Raw genomic sequence first — 17248 nt, forward strand, 5'->3', positions numbered from 1 at the left:
GCCCCGGCCTCACCGGTCAGTCCTCGCGGCGGCTCCGGTTGCCGGGGCGGAGGGTCACCCAGGTGCGGATGGTGTCGGCGTACCAGTACGGCTTGCCGCTCTCCACGTGGTCGGGCGAGGGGAGCAGCCCGTGCTTGCGGTAGGAGCGCACGGTGTCAGGCCGGACCTGAATGTGGGCGGCGATCTCCTTGTACGACCACAGCTGTCGGTCGCTCATCAACGACACCTCCTGGTCCACGCCGCGGGGCCGGCCGGGAGGCCGTCGGGGAGCCGGCGCGTGGACAGTGACGATCACTCGGGTAGTGCCCGGAGAACGACGCACGGTGAAGGCAGGGGAGTGGCTGTCGCCCGGCTGTGACTCAAGACCCGCGTAATGCGGACATCCGTGACACAAGGGTGACGGCTGTGACAGAAGCGGTACGTAATTCAGCGGTACAAAGGCGGCCGCTCGGTCAGTTCGACGGCGGTGCGGACGCCGGTGCGCGCGGCGGTCAGCCCCGCCTCGCAGACGGCGGCCGCGGCGTAGCCGTCCCAGGCCGTCGGGCCTTCGGCCCGGCCCCGGGCGGCCTGGGCCACCCAGCGCCGCAGCTGGCGGTCGTAGGCGTCGGCGAACCGTACGGTGAAGTCCTGGGCGATCTCCCCGCCCCACCGGCCGGCGGACTGGACGACCATCGCGTGGCCGTCGCCGATCCGGGCGCTGCCCGCCTCGCCGACCGCCTCGCACTGCACCTGGTAGCCGAAACCGCAGTTGACGAAGATCTCCACGTCCACGATCGCCCCGCCGGAGGTCTCCAGCAGCACCAGCCGGGGATCGCGCAGCCCCTCGGGGGCCGCCGAGGAGGGCGTCGGGGAGAGCACGGAGACGGCCGTGATCTCCTGGTCCAGCAGCCAGCGGGCGGCGTCCACCTCGTGCACCACCGAGTCGCTGATCAGCATGTCGCTGGTGAACCACGAGGGCGAGAGAGCATTGCGGTGCCGGCAGTGCAGGAACAGCGGCCGCCCGAGGCCGCCCGCGTCCAGCAGCTCCTTCAGCCGCTCGTACTCGGCGTCGTAGCGCCGCATGAAGCCGACCTGGACGAGTCTTCGGCCCAGGCGCTGCTCCGCCTCCATGACGCGCAGCGCCCCCGCCGGCTCCGGCGTCAGCGGCTTCTCGCACAGCACCGGCAGCTCCCGCTCCAGGGCCAGCAGGATCGCTTCCTCATGGGCGGGCCCCGGCGAGGCGATCAGTACGGCCTCCACCCCGGGAGCCGCGACGGCCGCCGCCGCGTCGGTGTACGCGCAGGCCCCCTCCAGGCCCCGGACGACCTCCTTGGCCCGGTCCCCGTCCGGGTCGGCCACCGCCACCACCCGGGCTCCGCCGACGGTGCGGCCGATCCGGCGGGCGTGGTCGGCGCCCATCCTCCCGGCGCCGATGACGGCGATGCCGAGCGTGCTGCTCATGTGCGAAGTCCTTCCGGTGCGGTGGTCAGCGTGCGCCGCAGGAGCGCAGGTAGGAGCGGGTGCGGCGGGCGATCGGCAGCGGCTTCTCCGGCGGGCAGGGGTACATGTCCTGTTCCACGATGGCGAAGAGGTCCACCCCGAGCCGCTGCGCGGCGGCCAGTACGGGCTCCAGCGCGGGCACCCCCGACGGCGGCTCGCACATCACCCCCCGGGCCACGGCCGGGCCGAACGGCACCTGCCCGGACACCACTTCGGCGAGGACCGCCGGGTCCACCTGCTTGAGGTGGAGGTAACCGATCCGCTCGCCGAAGGCCTCGATGGCCTGGACGCTGTCGCCCCCGCAGTACGCGTAGTGCCCGGTGTCCAGACAGAGCGAGACCAGCTCCGGATCGGTGGCGTCCAGGAAGCGCGCCACGTTCTGCGGGGTGTCGATGTGGGTGTCGGCGTGCGGGTGGACGACGATCCGCAGCCCGTAGCGGTCCGCGACCTCCCGGCCCAGCCGCTCGGTCTGCGAGGCCAGTTCGCGCCACTGCCCGGGGGTGAGGACGCGGTCCTCCAGCACCTCGCCCGTCTTGTCGTCCCGCCAGAACGACGGGATCACGACGAGGTGCGCCGCGCCCATGGCCTGGGTGAGCGCCGCGATCCGCGACACGTGCTCCCAGGTGTCCTCCCATACGGCGGGCCCGTGATGAAGTCCGGTGAAGACGGTCCCGGCCGAGACGCGGAGCCCGCGCTTGGCGGTCTCGTCGGCGAGTCGGGCGGGATCGGTGGGGAGGTAGCCGTACGGGCCGAGCTCGATCCACTCGTAGCCGGCGTCGGCCACCTCGTCGAGGAAACGCTCCCAAGGCGTCTGCCGGGGGTCGTCGGGAAACCAGACACCCCAGGAGTCCGGAGCCGAACCGACGCGGATACGCGTCAACGGGGGTGGGGAGGAGGTCATGACGGCCACCTTAGAGTGCGAGACGAGTGGGAGGACTGCCGGTGACGACCGGGGACGACAACGCTTTCGACCTGATCACGATGGGGCGGATCGGGGTGGATCTCTACCCGCTGAGAACGGGCGTACCGCTCGCGGAGGCGGACACCTTCGGGAAGTTCCTCGGCGGATCGCCGACGAACGTCGCGGTCGCGGCGGCCCGGCTGGGACGCCGGGTGGCGGTGATCACCCGGACCGGGGCGGATCCCTTCGGGGCGTATCTGCGCGCCGAGCTGCGGGGGTTCGGGGTCGATGACCGGTGGGTGACGGAGGTGGCGGCGTACCCCACGCCGGTGACGTTCTGCGAGATCTTCCCGCCGGACCACTTCCCGCTGTACTTCTACCGCTCGCCCAAGGCCCCCGACCTGGAGATCGAGCCGGGGGAGGTGGACACCGGGGCGGTCCGGGCCGCGAAGGTGTTCTGGATGACGGGAACCGGCCTGAGCCAGGAGCCCAGCCGCGCCGCGACGCTGGCCGCGCTGGAGGCCCGGGCCAAGTCCGGGACCACCGTCTTCGACCTGGACTGGCGGCCGATGCTGTGGTCCGGGGATCCGGAGCCCTGGTACGAGCGGGCGCTGGGGCTGGCGACCGTAGCGGTGGGCAACACGCAGGAGTGCGCGATCGCGACGGGCGAGAAGGAGCCGTACGCGGCGGCGCGGGCGCTGCTGGCCGCCGGGGTGGAGCTGGCCGTGGTCAAACAGGGCCCCGAGGGCGTGCTCGCGGTGCACCGCGACGGCACGGTGGTCGAGGTCCCGCCCGTCCCGGTCGAGGTGGTCAACGGCCTCGGGGCGGGCGACGCGTTCGGCGGCGCGCTGTGCCACGGACTGCTCGCCGGGTGGGACGTGGAGCGGATGATGCGGTACGCGAACGCGGCCGGGGCGATCGTGGCCTCGCGGCTGGCGTGCTCGACGGCGATGCCGTTCCCCGCCGAGGTGGAGGAGGTGCTGGAGTCGTGCCGGTGACCGCGTCGCACGAGATGGGGCACACCGCGCTGCGGGTGCTGACGCTGGAGGCGGGCCGGACGTACGCGCACGCGTGCGGTGAGCGGGAGTGGATCGTCCTCCCGCTGGCCGGCGCGTGCGAGGTCCGCTGCGCGGAGCCGTCCGAGGTCTTCGAACTGCGCGGGCGGGAGAGCGTGTTCAGCGGCGTCAGCGACTTCGCCTACCTGCCCCGGGACGCGGAAGCCGAGATCGCCTCCGCCGGAGGAGGGCGGTTCGCGCTGGTCGGAGCCCGGTGCGAGCGGCGGCTGACCGCCCGGTACGGGGCGGCGGCGGACGTGTCCGTGGAGCTGCGCGGGGCCGGCCGGTGCTCGCGCCAGGTCAACAACTTCGCGGCCGCCGACGCCTTCGACTGCGACCGCCTCATCGCCGTCGAAGTGCTCACCCCCGGCGGCAACTGGTCCTCGTACCCGCCCCACAAGCACGACGAGGACCACCCCGGCGTGGAGTCCCGGCTGGAGGAGATCTACTACTTCGAGATCGCCCCCCACGGGGACACCCCCGGCCTGGGCTACCAGCGTGTCACCCCCTCCCCGGCGGGGAAGACAGACATCCTCGCGGAGGTGAGGAGCGGGGACGCGGTGCTGATCCCGGACGGCTGGCACGGGCCGTCCATCGCCGCGCCCGGGCACGACATGTACTACCTCAATGTGATGGCCGGGCCGCCGGGCCCGCCCCGGGAGTGGCTGATCCGCGATCACCCCGACCACGGCTGGATCCGGGACACCTGGGCCGCTCAGGACGTCGACCCCCGGCTCCCCTTCTACCGGGCGGAGGACCAGAACCGATGAGGCTCACCGTCGCGCAGGCCCTCGTCCGCTTTCTCGCGCGCCAGTACACGGAGCGGGACGGCCGACGCCACCGGCTCATCGCCGCCACCTGGGGAATCTTCGGCCACGGCAACGTCGCCGGCATCGGCCAGGCGCTCCTGGAGACCGGCCACGAGGAGATGCCCTTCCTCCAGGGCCGCAACGAGCAGGCCATGGTGCACGCCGCCGTCGGCTTCGCCCGCCAGAGCGGCCGGCTGTCCGCGCACGCCGTCACCACCTCCATCGGCCCCGGGGCGACGAACCTCGTGACCGGGGCGGCCCTCGCCACCATCAACCGGATCCCGGTGCTCCTGCTGCCCGGGGACAGCTTCGCCACACGGCCCGCCGATCCGGTGCTCCAGCAGCTGGAGGTCCCCTACGCGGGCGACATCTCCGTCAACGACACCCTGCGGCCCGTCTCCCGCTTCTTCGACCGCGTCATGCGGCCCGAGGCCCTGATCCCGGCCGCCCTCCAGGCCGTGCGGGTGCTCACCGACCCGGTGCAGACCGGCGCCGTCACGCTCGCGCTGCCGCAGGACGTGCAGGCCGAGGCGTGGGAGTGGCCCGAGGAGTTCTTCCGCGAGCGGGTGTGGGGCGTACGCAGGCCCCGGCCCGACGCGGCCGAGCTCGCCGACGCCGCCGAGGCGGTACGGGGCTCCGCGCGGCCCCTGCTGATCGCGGGCGGCGGGATCCGGCACAGCGGGGCACAGGCCGCCCTGGCGGAGTTCGCCGAGGCCACCGGGATCCCCGTGGCCACCACCCAGGCCGGCAAGGGGGCCCTCCCGTACGACCATCCCGCCGAGGTGGGCGGGGTCGGGCACACGGGGACCGGGACCGCCGACGGGCTGGCGCGGGAGGCCGACCTGGTGATCGCCGCCGGGACCCGGCTGACGGACTTCACCACCGCCTCCGCGACGCTGTTCCAGAACCCGGCCGTCCGGTTCCTCGGGCTGAACCTCGACCCGTTCGACGCCCACAAACTCGCCGCCCGGCCCCTCGTGAGCGACGCGCGCGAAGGACTGGAGGAGCTCCGCCGGGCGGTTGCCGGGTACCACGTGGACACCGCGTACGAGTCGACGTACAAAGAAAGGAAACGGCTCTGGGAGGAGCGCGTCGACCGTGCCTACGCCGCCTCCGGCGAGGACGACGCCCCGACCCAGGCCCAGGTCCTCGGGCTGCTCGACGCACTCGTCGACGACGGCGACATCCTGATCAACGCCGCCGGATCCCTCCCCGGCGACCTGCACAAGCTCTGGCGGGCCCGGTCCGCCGACCAGTACCACGTGGAGTACGGGTACTCCTGCATGGGCTACGAGATCCCCGCCGCCATCGGGGTGGCGCTGGCCGCGCCCGGGCGCCCGGTGTGGGCCCTGGTCGGCGACGGGACGTACCTGATGAACCCGACCGAGATCGTCACCGCCGTGCAGGAGGGCATCGCGGTCAAACTGGTCATCCTCGACAACCACGGCTACGCCTCGATCGGGGGCCTCTCCGGGGCGGTGGGCGGCGAGGGCTTCGGGACGGCGTACCGCTTCCGGGCGGTGGACGGTGTGTACAGCGGGGCGCCGCTGCCCGTGGACCTCGCGGCCAACGCCGCCTCCCTCGGGATGGCCGTCATCCGCACCCGCACCATCGGTGACCTGCGCAAAGCCCTCGCCGAGGCGCGAGCTGCGGACCGTCCCACATGTGTCTACGCACAGACCCGAACACCCGACACTGTGTCGGGCCCACCTCCGGCACAGGCGTGGTGGGATGTTCCCGTGGCCGAGACCGCGACCCGTGCGGCGGCGGCCCTGGCCCGCGAAGAGTACGACCGGCAAGCCGCGCAGCGACGTCGCCATCTGTGAAGGAGCAAGGCATGAAGACCGTCAACCACTGGATCGGTGGCAAGACCGTCGAGGGCGCGTCGGGCAACTACGGCCCGGTCACCGACCCCGCGACCGGCGAGGTCACCACGCAGGTCGCCCTGGCCTCGGCCGCCGAGGTCGACGCGGCGGTACAGGTGGCGAAGGAGGCCTTCCAGACCTGGGGCCAGTCCTCGCTCGCCGCCCGCACCAAGGTGCTGTTCGCCTACCGCGCCCTGCTGGACGCCAACCGCGACGCGATCGCCGAGCTGATCACCGCCGAGCACGGCAAGGTGCACTCGGACGCGCTGGGCGAGGTCGCGCGCGGCCTGGAGATCGTCGAGCTGGCCTGTGGGATCACCACGCAGCTCAAGGGCGAGCTCTCCACGTCCGTGTCGAGCCGCGTGGACGTCTCCTCGATCCGCCAGCCGCTCGGCGTGGTCGCGGGCATCACCCCGTTCAACTTCCCGGCGATGGTCCCGATGTGGATGTTCCCGCTGGCCGTGGCCTGCGGAAACACCTTCATCCTCAAGCCGAGCGAGAAGGACCCCTCCGCCTCCAACAAGCTGGCCGAGCTGATGAGCGAGGCCGGCCTGCCCGACGGCGTGCTGAACGTGGTGCACGGCGACAAGGAGGCCGTCGACGCGCTGCTCGCGCACCCCGGCATCGCGGCCGTGTCCTTCGTCGGCTCCACCCCGATCGCCCGCCACATCCACACCACCGCCTCCGCCAACGGCAAGCGCGTCCAGGCACTGGGCGGCGCCAAGAACCACATGCTGGTCCTGCCGGACGCCGACCTGGACGCGGCCGCCGACGCGGCGGTCTCGGCCGCCTACGGCTCGGCCGGTGAGCGCTGCATGGCGATCTCCGCCGTCGTCGCCGTCGGCTCGATCGGTGACGCGCTGGTCGAGAAGATCCGCGAGCGCGCCGAGAAGATCAAGATCGGCCCCGGCAACGACCCGGCCTCCGAGATGGGCCCGCTGATCACCGCCGCCCACCGCGACAAGGTCGCCTCGTACGTCACGGGCGCGGCCGCCCAGGGCGCCGACGTCGTCCTCGACGGCACCGGCTACACGGTCGAGGGCAACGAGAACGGCCACTGGATCGGCCTGTCGCTGCTGGACAACGTCAAGACCGACTCCGACGCCTACCGCGACGAGATCTTCGGCCCGGTGCTGTGCGTGCTGCGCGCCGAGACCTACGAGGAGGGCGTGGCGCTCATCAACGCCTCGCCGTTCGGCAACGGCACCGCGATCTTCACGCGGGACGGCGGCGCGGCCCGCCGCTTCCAGCTGGAGATCGAGGCGGGCATGGTCGGCGTCAACGTGCCGATCCCGGTGCCGGTGGGCTACCACTCCTTCGGTGGCTGGAAGGACTCGCTCTTCGGCGACCACCACATCTACGGCAACGACGGCATCCACTTCTACACCCGGGGCAAGGTCGTCACGACCCGCTGGCCGGACCCGTCGGACGCCCCGGCGGGCGTGGACCTCGGGTTCCCGCGCAACCACTGACGGATCGGCCGGTTCCGGCCCCCCGCCCGGGCTCCTCTTCCCGGGCCCCTCTTCCCTGGCTCCTCGCCCTCCGCGTCCCGCACGCGGGGGGCGAGTCCCGTTGGCCCCCGCCGGTCAGCGGACGCCGGACAAGTCCGCTGCCGGTTCCGCCCGTTCCCCGGGGACGCGGCGCCGCCGCCGCAGCACCAGGAAGCCGATCCCGGCGCCCGCCAGCAGCAGCACGGTGCCCGCGGCCGGCCACGGCACCGCGGTGAAGGTGGTCCCCGATTCCGCGGCCAGATCCGGATAGGCCGCCGCCCCCGCAGCGACCTTGACGCTCACCCGGTCCAACTGCGGCGCGTCCGGCCAGGGTTCCGTCAGCTCGATGCGCTGGCCGGGCAGCAGCACCAGCTTCAGCTCCCGCGCAGGCCGCGCCAGTACCTCGCGCCCGAACAGCCCCTCGGCGGACACCGCCACCTTCGGCTCGACCACCACATTGCCCAGGTTGACCAGGGTGTACGAGACGGTGGCCCGGGCGTCCTTGACCCACGGCACCACCGGCGCGCTCCGGCTGACCCGGACGTTCTCCACGCTCAGCCCGGGCGTCAGCGGCCCCGGCACCCGGAAGTACAGCCGGGCGCCGACCTGGCGCCTGACCCCGACCTGGACCTTGCCGTCCTTCTGGACGCCCTCCACCGCGGTGTTCACGGCGACGATCCCGCCGACGTGGTCGCCCGGGGTCGCGTCCTCGGGGACCTTCACCGTGAAGGGGATGTCCTTGCGACCCTTGGGCGGCACCGTGACCGTGGTCGCGGCCTGGGGGGCCAGCGCGATCCAGGTGCCGACGTCCCTGGGCTTCGTCTCGACGGGGAACAGCGCGAACGCGCCGCCCGCCCGGGTGTTCGTGGCATCGGTCGCGAAGACCTGGAACGTCATCTCCCGGTCGGAGGAGTTCAGGATCGTCGCGCTGTCGCCGACGGTGGTCCCGGCGGCGCCCTGGTGGAAGAAGTACGCGCGGTCCGTCATCGCCGCCCCGGCCGGGGGCGTCGGGAAGACCCCCCAGGTGCCGTTGTCCGCCGCCGTCGCGGGGGTGGCCTGGAGCAGCCCCGAACCCAGGAGGAAGAAGCCGAGGAGCAGACCGTACAGGGAGGTGCGGGTGCGCATGGGCGGGGTCTCCAGACGGGACGGGCAGGTGCCGGGCGGAAAGCGGGAGGTGGTGCGGCGCCCGGGGCGCCGCACCACCTTGGAGCCGTGCCGGACCGGTCAGGCGATCGAGAAGGTGACGACCGTCTGGTAGGTGTCGGCGAACATGAACGGCGGGAGCTGGATCATCCCCGCGCCGCCGACGGCGAACTCACCACCGGTCAGCTCGTCCCCGCCGGCCGCCTGGGAGGCCACCTTCATCGGGGTGTCGGAGATCGCGCCGGGCGTGCCCGCGGTGCAGGTGCTCGGGCTGTCCGGGTTGGTCACCGTGCAGGACGGCTGGATGCCGATCTGCGCCCTCGCCATCGAGTGGCCGGTCGTCTGGTTCAGGAACGGCGTCCGCGTCGCCGTCACGTCCCAGCCCAGCGAACCGCCGCGGAAGTCCTGGACGGTCGCGGCGTTGAACACGCCGACCACCGACTGCGCCTTGCCGTTGATGGTGACCGAGCCGAAACTGACGGCCGGCTGGCCGTCCTTGGGGCCGAGCGCCAGCGGTCCGGGCAGGACCTCGACGTCGACCGGGTTCTTCACGCCCGCCTGGTCCTCCAGGAACACGAAGGACTTGTACGGGGTGACCGAGCCGTCGATCTTGATCGCGTCGGCCTTCTTGGTCACCGTGACGGTGCAGGTGGCGGCGCCGGAGGCGTCCGCCGAGCCCGTGCCGGTGTCACCGGTGGCCACACCGGCGAGCAGTGCGGAACAGGTGACCGCGCCGGCGGGGAAGTTGGCGCCGGTGGCGACGACGGAGGTGCCCGCCTTGCCGCTGTTGGGCGTCAGCCGGGTGGTGACCGGGTCCTTGGGCAGGGCCTCGACCGCGATCGAGCCGAGCGCGGCGCTGGGGCGCGGCTTCGGCGTGCAGACGGTGCTGAAGACCGTGCCGCCGAGGTCCGCGTCCGTCACGATCTGGTCGAGCTTGACGTCGATCGTCAGGCCCTCGGTGCCGTCCGGGATCTTGATGGTGCCGGTGACCGGGCCCGGGTCGAGCGGCACGCCCGGGGTGACGGTGACCGTCTCGGGGGCTCCAGTGACCGTCTGCGCGGCGCCGCCCACGAGCAGGGCGACCTTGGTGGTGTTCTTGGTGGTCACCGCGAACTGGGGGATCAGCGGGCTGGCGCCCGGGTCGATCGTGATCGGGACGACGTCCCCGGCCTTCGCGCCGTCCGGCAGGGTCACCGTGAAGTTCTGATTGCCCGAACCGTCGGGCTGCGGCGCCGGCGCGTCGCACTCCACGAACACCGCTGTGGTCTTGGTCGCGGCCTGCGCCGTCCCCGTCAAGCCCACGACGCCACCCGTCAGGGCCAGGGACAATGCGCCCGCCCCGGCCAGAATTCTTCGTCGGAACGTTGTACTCACTGGGTCGCGACTCCTTCGTCAGACGAACCCCTCCCCCCACCCGCTGTGTGGGGGAGGTCGAGCCGGTGCGGTGGCCGACATTGACGCGTCGCCGTGATGAGAAGTCAATGACTTGTTTTCGGGTGAAGGGCACAGAAATTGATGTGCCATCAGACCAGGTCTGATGGCACATCGGATACCGACCGGTTGGTGAGCCCTACGCGGGGGCGCCGCCGGGCACGTGCAGCAGCAGGTTCGGGGTACCGGCCGGGAGGCCGCTGACATGACCCGTCAAGGCGGAGCGCAGCAGGACCTCGGCCACCTGCGCCGGGGTCTTCGCCGCGCCGCTCGCGAGGATCAGCGCGGCGACGCCCGTCACGTGCGGGGCCGCCATGGACGTCCCCGTCGCGCGGGCGAGGGCGGTGGGGGAGCCCTTCCAGGCCGAGGTCACCGCCACACCGGGCGCCGAGAGGTCCACACAGGGGCCGTAGTCGGAGAACGGGGCCCGCCGGTCCGCGGCGTCGGTCGCGCCCACCGTGAGGGCCTGCGGGACGCGGGCCGGCGACCCGGCGCAGGCGTTGGAGCCGTCGTTCCCGGCGGCCACCGTGAAGGTGATCCCGGCGCGCACCGCCCGCCTCACCGCCGAGTCCAGGGCGAAGCTGGGGGTCCCGCCCATGCTCATGTTCGCCACGGCCGGGGTGCCGGGAGCCCTGGCGGCGTCCTTCACCATCCATTCGAGGCCCTTCAGGATCCCCGACAGGCGCCCGGAGCCCCGGCAGTCGGCCACCTTCACCGAGACCAGGGAGACCCCCTTCGCCACCCCGTACGTGACGCCGCCGACGGTCCCCGCGACGTGCGTGCCGTGGCCGCTGCAGTCGGCGGAGCCTTCGAGGAACACCGCGTTGTAGCCGGCCCGGGCGCGCCCGCCGAACTCCTGGTGGAGGGTGTTGATCCCGGAGTCCACGATGTACGCGGTGACCCCCTGCGCCTTCGTCGCGTACGCGTAGGCGCCGTCGAGCGGGAGTTCGCGCTGGTCGATCCGGTCCAGTGGCCAGGGCGCGGACGTCTGGGTCTGGATGTCGCTCGTACGGAACTCCGCGTCCGGCTCCACCGAGGCCACCCGGGGGTCCGCCGCGAGGGCGGCGGCGCGGGCGGCCGTGGTGCGCACGGCGAACCCGTCGAGGACGGTGTCGTAGACGGCCCCGACCTGATCGCCCGTCTCCGCGGCCTCGTCGACGAGCGCCCGGAGCGGGGCCCGGGGGCCGGCCTCCTTGAGGACGACGACGTACGGGGCGACGGCGGCGCCGGAGTCGGCTGCGGCGGTGGCGGGCGGCGGCAGGACGGCGGCCGCCGTGAGCAGGGCGGCGGCCGGGAGCAGCGCGGTGAATGCGGTCATGCGGCCGATGCTCGGCGAGGCACGGCGCGGGCGCGCGGAGGGTGCGCCGAGTGGGCGCACGACACGCCGACGGGCGAGTTACCTCGGGTTCGGCGGCTGACCGGGCCGCTCCGGGGTGACGACCCAGCCGCGCATGGCGAAGACGCCCTCGTCCTCGGCGCCGGAGGAGGCGTAGGTGGCGAGGGCGGCCTCGTTGTCGGTGTCCACGCCGACCCACATGCCGTAACAGCCGCGCGCCCGGGCCTCGTCGGCGAGGGCCAGGGTCAGGGCGCGGCCGATGCCCCGGCGGCGGTAGCCCTCGTCCACGGAGAGCTCGTACAGGCACATCTCCGTGCCCTTGTCGGGGTGGGTCATCTCGACCCCGGAGACCATCCCGGCGGGGATGTCGTCGACGTAGGCGATGAGCATCAGGTGTCCCGGCGTGGCCAGGAAGCGCTCGGACCAGTCCAGCCGGGCGGGGCCGTCGAAGAGCCCCTCGGCGGCCTGGAATTCGGCGACGGTACGGGCGGGGCGGATGTCCATGGCCGTCACGATAATGGCCGGGCGACGAGCCGCGACCGTGATTCCACCCGGCGTGGCGAGCCGGCCGCGCCACCCACCCCGCCCCCGGCGGGCGCTGGGGACGCCGCCCCGGGGCCGGCCGGCGGCGGGGGCCGGCTCAGTGCCGGACGGCGAGGGCGAGGGCGGCGCCGTATCCCGGCGGGGCCGCGAGATCCCGCAGCAGCCACCCCGGCACCTGCGCCGGCTCCGGGCCCGCCCCGATGTACGGGTCGGCCAGCCCGAGGGCCAGGCCGGCGCCCGTCCCCTTGAGGTACGCCTCCTTGCGCGACCACACCCGCGCCAGCGCAACCCGCCGCTCCTCCCCGGGCAGGGCGGCCAGCTCCGCCGTCTCCGCCGGGTGCAGCGAGGTCATCACATCCGCCACCGCCGCCGCGCCGGGGACGGCCTCGACATCGATCCCGACCGTGACCGCCGCGAACGCGAAGTACGCCAGGTCGCCGCTGTGCGACAGCGAGAAGTGGAGCCCGCCCCCGGCGACCGCCGGACGGCCGTGCGGAGCACCGCAGCAGGGGCAGTCCTCCCGCGTCAGCGCGACCTCCTGCGGCGCCAGCCCCAGGTAGCCCCCGAGCAGCACCCGCAGCCCGAGGTGCGAGGCGAGGTAGCGCTGCCGGTCGCCGGGCCGCACCAGCCGCCCGGCCCGCTCCCGCTCGGCCGCGTCCAGCACCGGCAGCGCGTCGTCGAGCCGGAACCCGCCGACCTCGGCCAGCGTGGTGTCCAGGGACCACACCGCCGCCTCCGCGCCGGCGGGAGGCGCGCCGATCAGGGGTGTGCCGCCGCTGAGTTGGTTCACGTACTCGGTCACCCGACGAGGGTAGACGAGGCGGTTGACGTGCGGGTTACCGTTGATCCTTTCTGCTTTCCACCGCACGCGACCAGGGGGGACGACCATCGTGCGCAGTGCCGCCGTGACATCCGGAGGCGACCGGATCCGCTGGGCCGAACTGCCCGGGGCGGAGCCCGCCCGCGTGTACCTGCACGGGCTGGGCTCGACCTCGCCCGCCTACTTCGCGGCGAGCGCCACGCACCCGCTGCTGGCGGGCCGGCGTTCGCTGCTGGTCGACCTGCTGGGGCACGGGCACAGCGACCGGCCCGAGGAGTTCTCGTACACCCTGGAGGCGCACGCGGACGCCCTCGCGCAGGCGCTCGACGCCGCCGGCGCGGGCGGTACCGACGGCGCCGAGGTCATCGCCCACAGCATGGGCGGCGCGGTGGCCATCGTGCTGGCCGCCCGGCACCCCCGGCTCGTCTCCCGCCTGGTGCTGGTGGACGCCAACCTGGACCCGGCGCCCCCCGTCCCCACCGCCGGCAGCAGCAGGATCGCCTCCTACACCGAGGAGGAGTTCCTCGCCGGCGGCTGGGCCGAGGTCCGCGACCGGGTCGGCGCGCACTGGTGGTCGACCATGCGGCTGGCCGGCCGCACCGCCCTGCACCGCACCGCGGTCCACCTCGCCGCAGGCACCACGCCCACCATGCGGGAGCTGCTGCTGGAGCTGAAGATCCCGCGCACGTACCTGGTGCCGGCGGAGGACGGGCCGCTCGCCGGGGCCGAGGAGCTGGAGGCCGCCGGGGTCGCCGTCGTCTCCGTCCCGGACTGCGGGCACAACATCATGCTGGACAACCCCGAGGCCTTCGCCCGGGCCGCGGCGGCCGCCCTGACCCCGGCCTAACGGGGCGCGGCGGCGGAGGCCGTGGTCCGGGCGGGTATCCGGGAGCCGGGCGAGGGAGTTCCATCGGTCCAGGCGTAGACGTGCTTGCCGCGCACCGCGACCTGGTACTGGTGGACGTCCCGGCACTCGGGCAGCTCCTCGGCCCGGGTGTCCCGCGGCCACCACTTCGCCGCGAGTTCCGTCCCGCCGAGCCGCTTCGGGTTCCCGGCGGCGCACTGCGGGCCGTCCAGCGGGGTCTTGCCCAGGGTGAACCGGATCAGCCGGGCCTCTCCGCTGGTGCGCGCCCGTATCCGTACGTCGGTGGCGTCCTTCGGTATCCACGACGGCAGCGCGAACGCGGTCCCGCCGCGCGACGGTGCCTCGGCGGCGGTGGCGAACCGCTTCTGCCGCTCCTTGAAAACACGGTCGTTGACGGCGTCGGTGACCGGATTGGACGGGAGGTTGGGCAGGGCGAAGGCCGCGGTGGCGAGGGCTCCCACGGTGGCTGCGGCGACGACGAGCGGGCGACGGCGGTTCATGGGACAAGTGTTCGCGGTGGACCGCCGGTCGCGCGTCCCTCCGCAGGACGAACCGAAGCTCTGCCGGAGGTAGCACACGACGTCATACCTGAGTCCAGGGTCGTCCTACCTGAGTACCGGTTGACCGCGGGCCGTACTCCGTTCCGGCGGTGAAGCCGGGAAAACACCCCGGCCGCGGCGGCCGCCGGTATCCCTTCTCCGAGAGTGATCCCCCCACCGCCGCCCGGGAGTCCGGGCGGCGGACCGTCAACTCCCGGAGGACTCCCGTGAGCCGCAGCCCCGCACCCGGCCTGTCCGCATCCGCACGCCCCGCACCCCCACGCCCCGCATCCGTGCTGTCCGCATCCGCGTTGCTCGCTTCCGCCCTGGCCGCCGTCCTGGCCGTGGCCGTCCCCGCCTCCGCCGCCGTCCCCGCCGACAAGCCCCAGGTGCTCGGCCGCTGGACGCAGACCAGCGCGGCGAGCCACAACGCGTGGCTGGCGGCGCGCGGCAACCAAGGCCATTGGGTCACGTACGGGTTCGACTGGTCGACCGACTACTGCACCACGTCCCCGGACAACCCGCTCGGTTTCCCCTTCCGGGCCTCCTGCGCCCGCCACGACTTCGGCTACCGCAACTACAAGGCCGCCGGCTCCTTCTCCGCCAACAAGTCCCGTCTGGACGACGCCTTCTACGCGGACCTCAAGCGGGTGTGCGCCCGGTACGCGGGCGCGAGGCGGACCTCCTGCGCGGGCACCGCCTGGACCTACTACCAGGCGGTCAAGAAGCTGGGCATCGGAACCAAGGGCACCCCGGGAAAAGCCCCGAAGGAAGTTCCCGGGAACGCCCCCGGGAACGCTCCGAACAGTGCCCCGGCACCCGCCTGACCGAAGAGCGGGCACCCCCGCCCCCAGCGCTTACGCCGCCGCTACCAGCCGCTCGCTAGGGTGCCGCTGGCCTGCGCGGAAGCACGAAAGCCCTCCGCTGAGGGAGGGCTTCGGTCGATGGAGAAAATGTGCCCCCGGCAGGACTCGAACCTGCGGCCAAGTGCTTAGAAGGCACCTGCTCTATCCACTGAGCTACGGGGGCCGGTAGGTGGCCGTGGTGGCCTGGAGCCCCGGGTGGGGATGGGGCTGTGGTCCGTGCCGGGTCAAGGATAGGGCTCCGGCCGCCTTGTCCCGGTTGCTTCACCCGCGTGCCACGATGTGGAGGTTCGGTGAAGCGGTCCCGATAATCGCAGGCAGGTGCGATTCTCGCATCGCTTTTGCGCCGCGGCGCCCCGGGTGTTGTGCACTCGTTATGCCTGCGCCCCACTCGTCCTCTGTGTCCATCATGTCCTGCCTGGAGTCGCGCCCGGCGCGCAGGGGGCGTATAAGCTTCAAAAATGGTCCCAAATTGGGCATTCTTCGCATGTGGTGACCTTGGATGTTCGGCCTCAGCTGCTCGATGCCCTGTCCGCCCTGCGCGACCGGGTCGCGTCCGTGCGTCTGCCGCTGCCCCTGCCCGGCGCTCCGCGCGCCCGCCAGACCAGAGCCGAGCTGCTCGCGCAGCTCGACGACTACCTCGTACCCCGGCTCAAGGCGCCCGAGGCGCCGCTGCTCGCCGTAGTCGGCGGGTCGACCGGGGCCGGCAAATCAACCCTCGTCAACTCCCTCGTCGGACGGCAGGTCAGCGAGGCGGGGGTGCTGCGCCCGACCACGCGCACCCCGGTGCTCGTCTGCCATCCGGATGATCATCACTGGTTCGCGGGGATGCGCGTCCTGCCCGACCTGATGCGGGTCTGGGCTCCGCCGGAGGAGGACGATCCCCTTCCACCCCCACAGCGCCACACCCCCCACGGGAACACGCACGCCACCCGCGAGCTGCGGATCGAGACCGTCTCGACCCTGCCCCGCGGGCTCGCCGTCCTCGACGCCCCCGACATCGACTCCCTCGTCGTCGAGAACCGGACCCTCGCCGCCGAACTCCTCTGCGCCGCCGACGTCTGGGTCATGGTCACCACCGCCTCCCGCTACGCCGATGCCATCCCCTGGCACCTGCTGCGCACCGCGAAGCAGTACAAGGCCGCCCTCGTCATCGTCCTCGACCGGGTCCCGCACCAGGTGCTCGCCGAGGTCTCGCGCCAGTACGGAGCGCTGCTCAACCGGGCCGGGCTGGGAGAGGTACCGCGGTTCACGGTGCCCGAACTGCCCGAATCGGCCGGCGGCGGCGGGCTGCTGCCGGCCAGCGCCGTCGCACCGCTGTCCGCCTGGCTCACCCACCACGCGAAGGACCCGGCGGCCCGTCAGTACGCCGTCGGGCGCACCGCCCTGGGCGCGCTGGACTCCCTCAAGCGGCGGATGCCGGAGCTCGCCTCCGCCGTCGCCGCCCAGCACGCCGCCGCCGTACGGCTGACCTCGGCCGTCGAGGACGCGTACAAGAGGGAGGGCAAGCGGGTCCGCAGCCGGCTCGACAACGGCGCCGTCCTCGCCGGGGACGCGCTGACCCGGTGGCGCGGCTACCCGCTCGACACCACCGCCGACGAACTGCTCGACTCCCTCGCGGAATCCCTCTCCGCGCTCCTCCAGTGCGCCGTGGCCGCCGCCGACGAGCGCATCGCCGAGGCCTGGCGGCGCGAACCGGCCTCCGCCGCGGTGCCCCTGCCCGGCCCCGACCGCGAAGCGGGGGAACGCATCGGCATGGCCGTACGGCGCTGGCGGCGCGTCCTGGAGGAACTCGCCGAGGAGGAGGTCTCGAAGCTCGACAGACAGCCCGCGCCCGACCCCGACGCGGTCGCCGCCCTCCTCGTCGCCGCCCTCCTCGGCGGCAAGCGCGCCCGGCCCGCCGGGGAGAAGCTCGCCGAGCGGATCGGCGTACAGGCCGCCGTACGGCTGCGCGACCGGGGCGGGGAACTCGTCGGAGACCACCTCGACCAGGTGCTGCGCGCCGAACGGGACCGCCGTCTGGCCCCCCTGGAAGCCCTCGAAGTGACTCCGGAACCACAGGCCGAGCTGATCGCCGCGCTGTCCGTACTGCAGAAGGAGAGGTGACGC

General features: G+C 73.2%; 16 protein-coding genes and 1 tRNA gene. 7 read left to right on the plus strand and 10 right to left on the minus strand.

Features of this window, described 5'->3' with window-relative positions:
* Positions 1-16 precede the first annotated feature (16 nt).
* The 3 genes from IE248_RS19765 to IE248_RS19775 all read right to left on the minus strand — a co-directional run bounded on the left by IE248_RS19765 (position 17) and on the right by IE248_RS19775 (position 2380).
* Positions 17-217 (minus strand): helix-turn-helix transcriptional regulator, encoded by a 201-nt coding sequence (locus IE248_RS19765; protein WP_037793337.1) that lies wholly within the window; start codon positions 215-217, stop codon positions 17-19.
* Between the two features lie 209 nt (positions 218-426).
* Positions 427-1440, minus strand: coding sequence for a Gfo/Idh/MocA family protein (locus tag IE248_RS19770; RefSeq protein ID WP_008741619.1), 1014 nt, complete (start codon positions 1438-1440; stop codon positions 427-429).
* 25 nt (positions 1441-1465) lie between these two features.
* On the minus strand, positions 1466-2380 hold the full coding sequence (locus tag IE248_RS19775) for a sugar phosphate isomerase/epimerase family protein (protein ID WP_008741620.1): 915 nt from the start codon (positions 2378-2380) through the stop codon (positions 1466-1468).
* 80 nt (positions 2381-2460) lie between these two features.
* Between IE248_RS19775 and iolC the strand changes: the two genes are divergently transcribed.
* From iolC to IE248_RS19795, 4 genes are read left to right on the plus strand one after another with little or no spacing between them, the layout of a single operon-like run.
* Positions 2461-3378, plus strand: coding sequence for a 5-dehydro-2-deoxygluconokinase (iolC, locus tag IE248_RS19780; protein ID WP_047961016.1), 918 nt, complete (start codon positions 2461-2463; stop codon positions 3376-3378).
* A 14-nt stretch (positions 3379-3392) separates the two neighbouring features.
* Positions 3393-4205, plus strand: a complete 813-nt coding sequence (iolB, locus tag IE248_RS19785) for a 5-deoxy-glucuronate isomerase (protein WP_229895430.1) — start codon at positions 3393-3395, stop codon at positions 4203-4205.
* On the plus strand, positions 4202-6070 hold the full coding sequence (gene iolD / locus IE248_RS19790) for a 3D-(3,5/4)-trihydroxycyclohexane-1,2-dione acylhydrolase (decyclizing) (RefSeq protein WP_190031286.1): 1869 nt from the start codon (positions 4202-4204) through the stop codon (positions 6068-6070). The genes iolB and iolD overlap by 4 nt, the downstream gene beginning before the upstream one ends.
* Positions 6071-6081: 11 nt before the next feature.
* A complete protein-coding gene (locus tag IE248_RS19795) occupies positions 6082-7581 on the plus strand; it encodes a CoA-acylating methylmalonate-semialdehyde dehydrogenase (RefSeq protein WP_190031287.1) in 1500 nt (499 codons plus the stop codon).
* Between the two features lie 114 nt (positions 7582-7695).
* Here the strand turns inward: IE248_RS19795 and IE248_RS19800 are convergent, their stop codons facing one another.
* The 5 genes from IE248_RS19800 to IE248_RS19820 form a co-directional block, all read right to left on the minus strand.
* The gene (locus IE248_RS19800) at positions 7696-8724 is read right to left on the minus strand and encodes a WxL protein peptidoglycan domain-containing protein (RefSeq protein ID WP_190031288.1); all 1029 of its coding nucleotides are present in this window, start codon (positions 8722-8724) and stop codon (positions 7696-7698) included.
* A 99-nt stretch (positions 8725-8823) separates the two neighbouring features.
* Complete coding sequence (locus tag IE248_RS19805) at positions 8824-10116, minus strand: hypothetical protein (RefSeq protein ID WP_073773559.1); 1293 nt, start codon at positions 10114-10116, stop codon at positions 8824-8826.
* 196 nt (positions 10117-10312) lie between these two features.
* Positions 10313-11491, minus strand: coding sequence for a S8 family peptidase (locus IE248_RS19810; protein ID WP_229895411.1), 1179 nt, complete (start codon positions 11489-11491; stop codon positions 10313-10315).
* A 78-nt stretch (positions 11492-11569) separates the two neighbouring features.
* Complete coding sequence (locus IE248_RS19815; RefSeq protein WP_008741628.1) at positions 11570-12013, minus strand: GNAT family N-acetyltransferase; 444 nt, start codon at positions 12011-12013, stop codon at positions 11570-11572.
* 136 nt (positions 12014-12149) lie between these two features.
* Positions 12150-12854, minus strand: coding sequence for a 4'-phosphopantetheinyl transferase family protein (locus IE248_RS19820; RefSeq protein WP_229895412.1), 705 nt, complete (start codon positions 12852-12854; stop codon positions 12150-12152).
* An 88-nt stretch (positions 12855-12942) separates the two neighbouring features.
* On the opposite strand from IE248_RS19820, the gene IE248_RS19825 reads away from it, so the two are divergent.
* The gene (locus IE248_RS19825; RefSeq protein WP_190031290.1) at positions 12943-13719 is read left to right on the plus strand and encodes an alpha/beta fold hydrolase; all 777 of its coding nucleotides are present in this window, start codon (positions 12943-12945) and stop codon (positions 13717-13719) included.
* On the opposite strand, the gene IE248_RS19830 is transcribed toward IE248_RS19825, so the two are convergent.
* A complete protein-coding gene (locus tag IE248_RS19830) occupies positions 13716-14237 on the minus strand; it encodes a hypothetical protein (protein ID WP_037793342.1) in 522 nt (173 codons plus the stop codon). The two genes, IE248_RS19825 and IE248_RS19830, sit on opposite strands and share 4 nt — an antisense overlap.
* 332 nt (positions 14238-14569) lie before the next feature.
* On the opposite strand from IE248_RS19830, the gene IE248_RS19835 reads away from it, so the two are divergent.
* Positions 14570-15103 (plus strand): phospholipase, encoded by a 534-nt coding sequence (locus IE248_RS19835; RefSeq protein WP_268254088.1) that lies wholly within the window; start codon positions 14570-14572, stop codon positions 15101-15103.
* A 129-nt stretch (positions 15104-15232) separates the two neighbouring features.
* Here the strand turns inward: IE248_RS19835 and IE248_RS19840 are convergent.
* A tRNA-Arg gene (locus tag IE248_RS19840) sits at positions 15233-15305 on the minus strand.
* Positions 15306-15637: 332 nt separating this feature from the next.
* Here IE248_RS19840 and IE248_RS19845 point away from each other — a divergent pair.
* Positions 15638-17245 (plus strand): dynamin family protein, encoded by a 1608-nt coding sequence (locus IE248_RS19845; RefSeq protein ID WP_037797605.1) that lies wholly within the window; start codon positions 15638-15640, stop codon positions 17243-17245.
* Positions 17246-17248 lie beyond the last annotated feature (3 nt).

Source organism: Streptomyces goshikiensis, from assembly GCF_014650555.1.
Classification (GTDB): domain Bacteria; phylum Actinomycetota; class Actinomycetes; order Streptomycetales; family Streptomycetaceae; genus Streptomyces; species Streptomyces goshikiensis.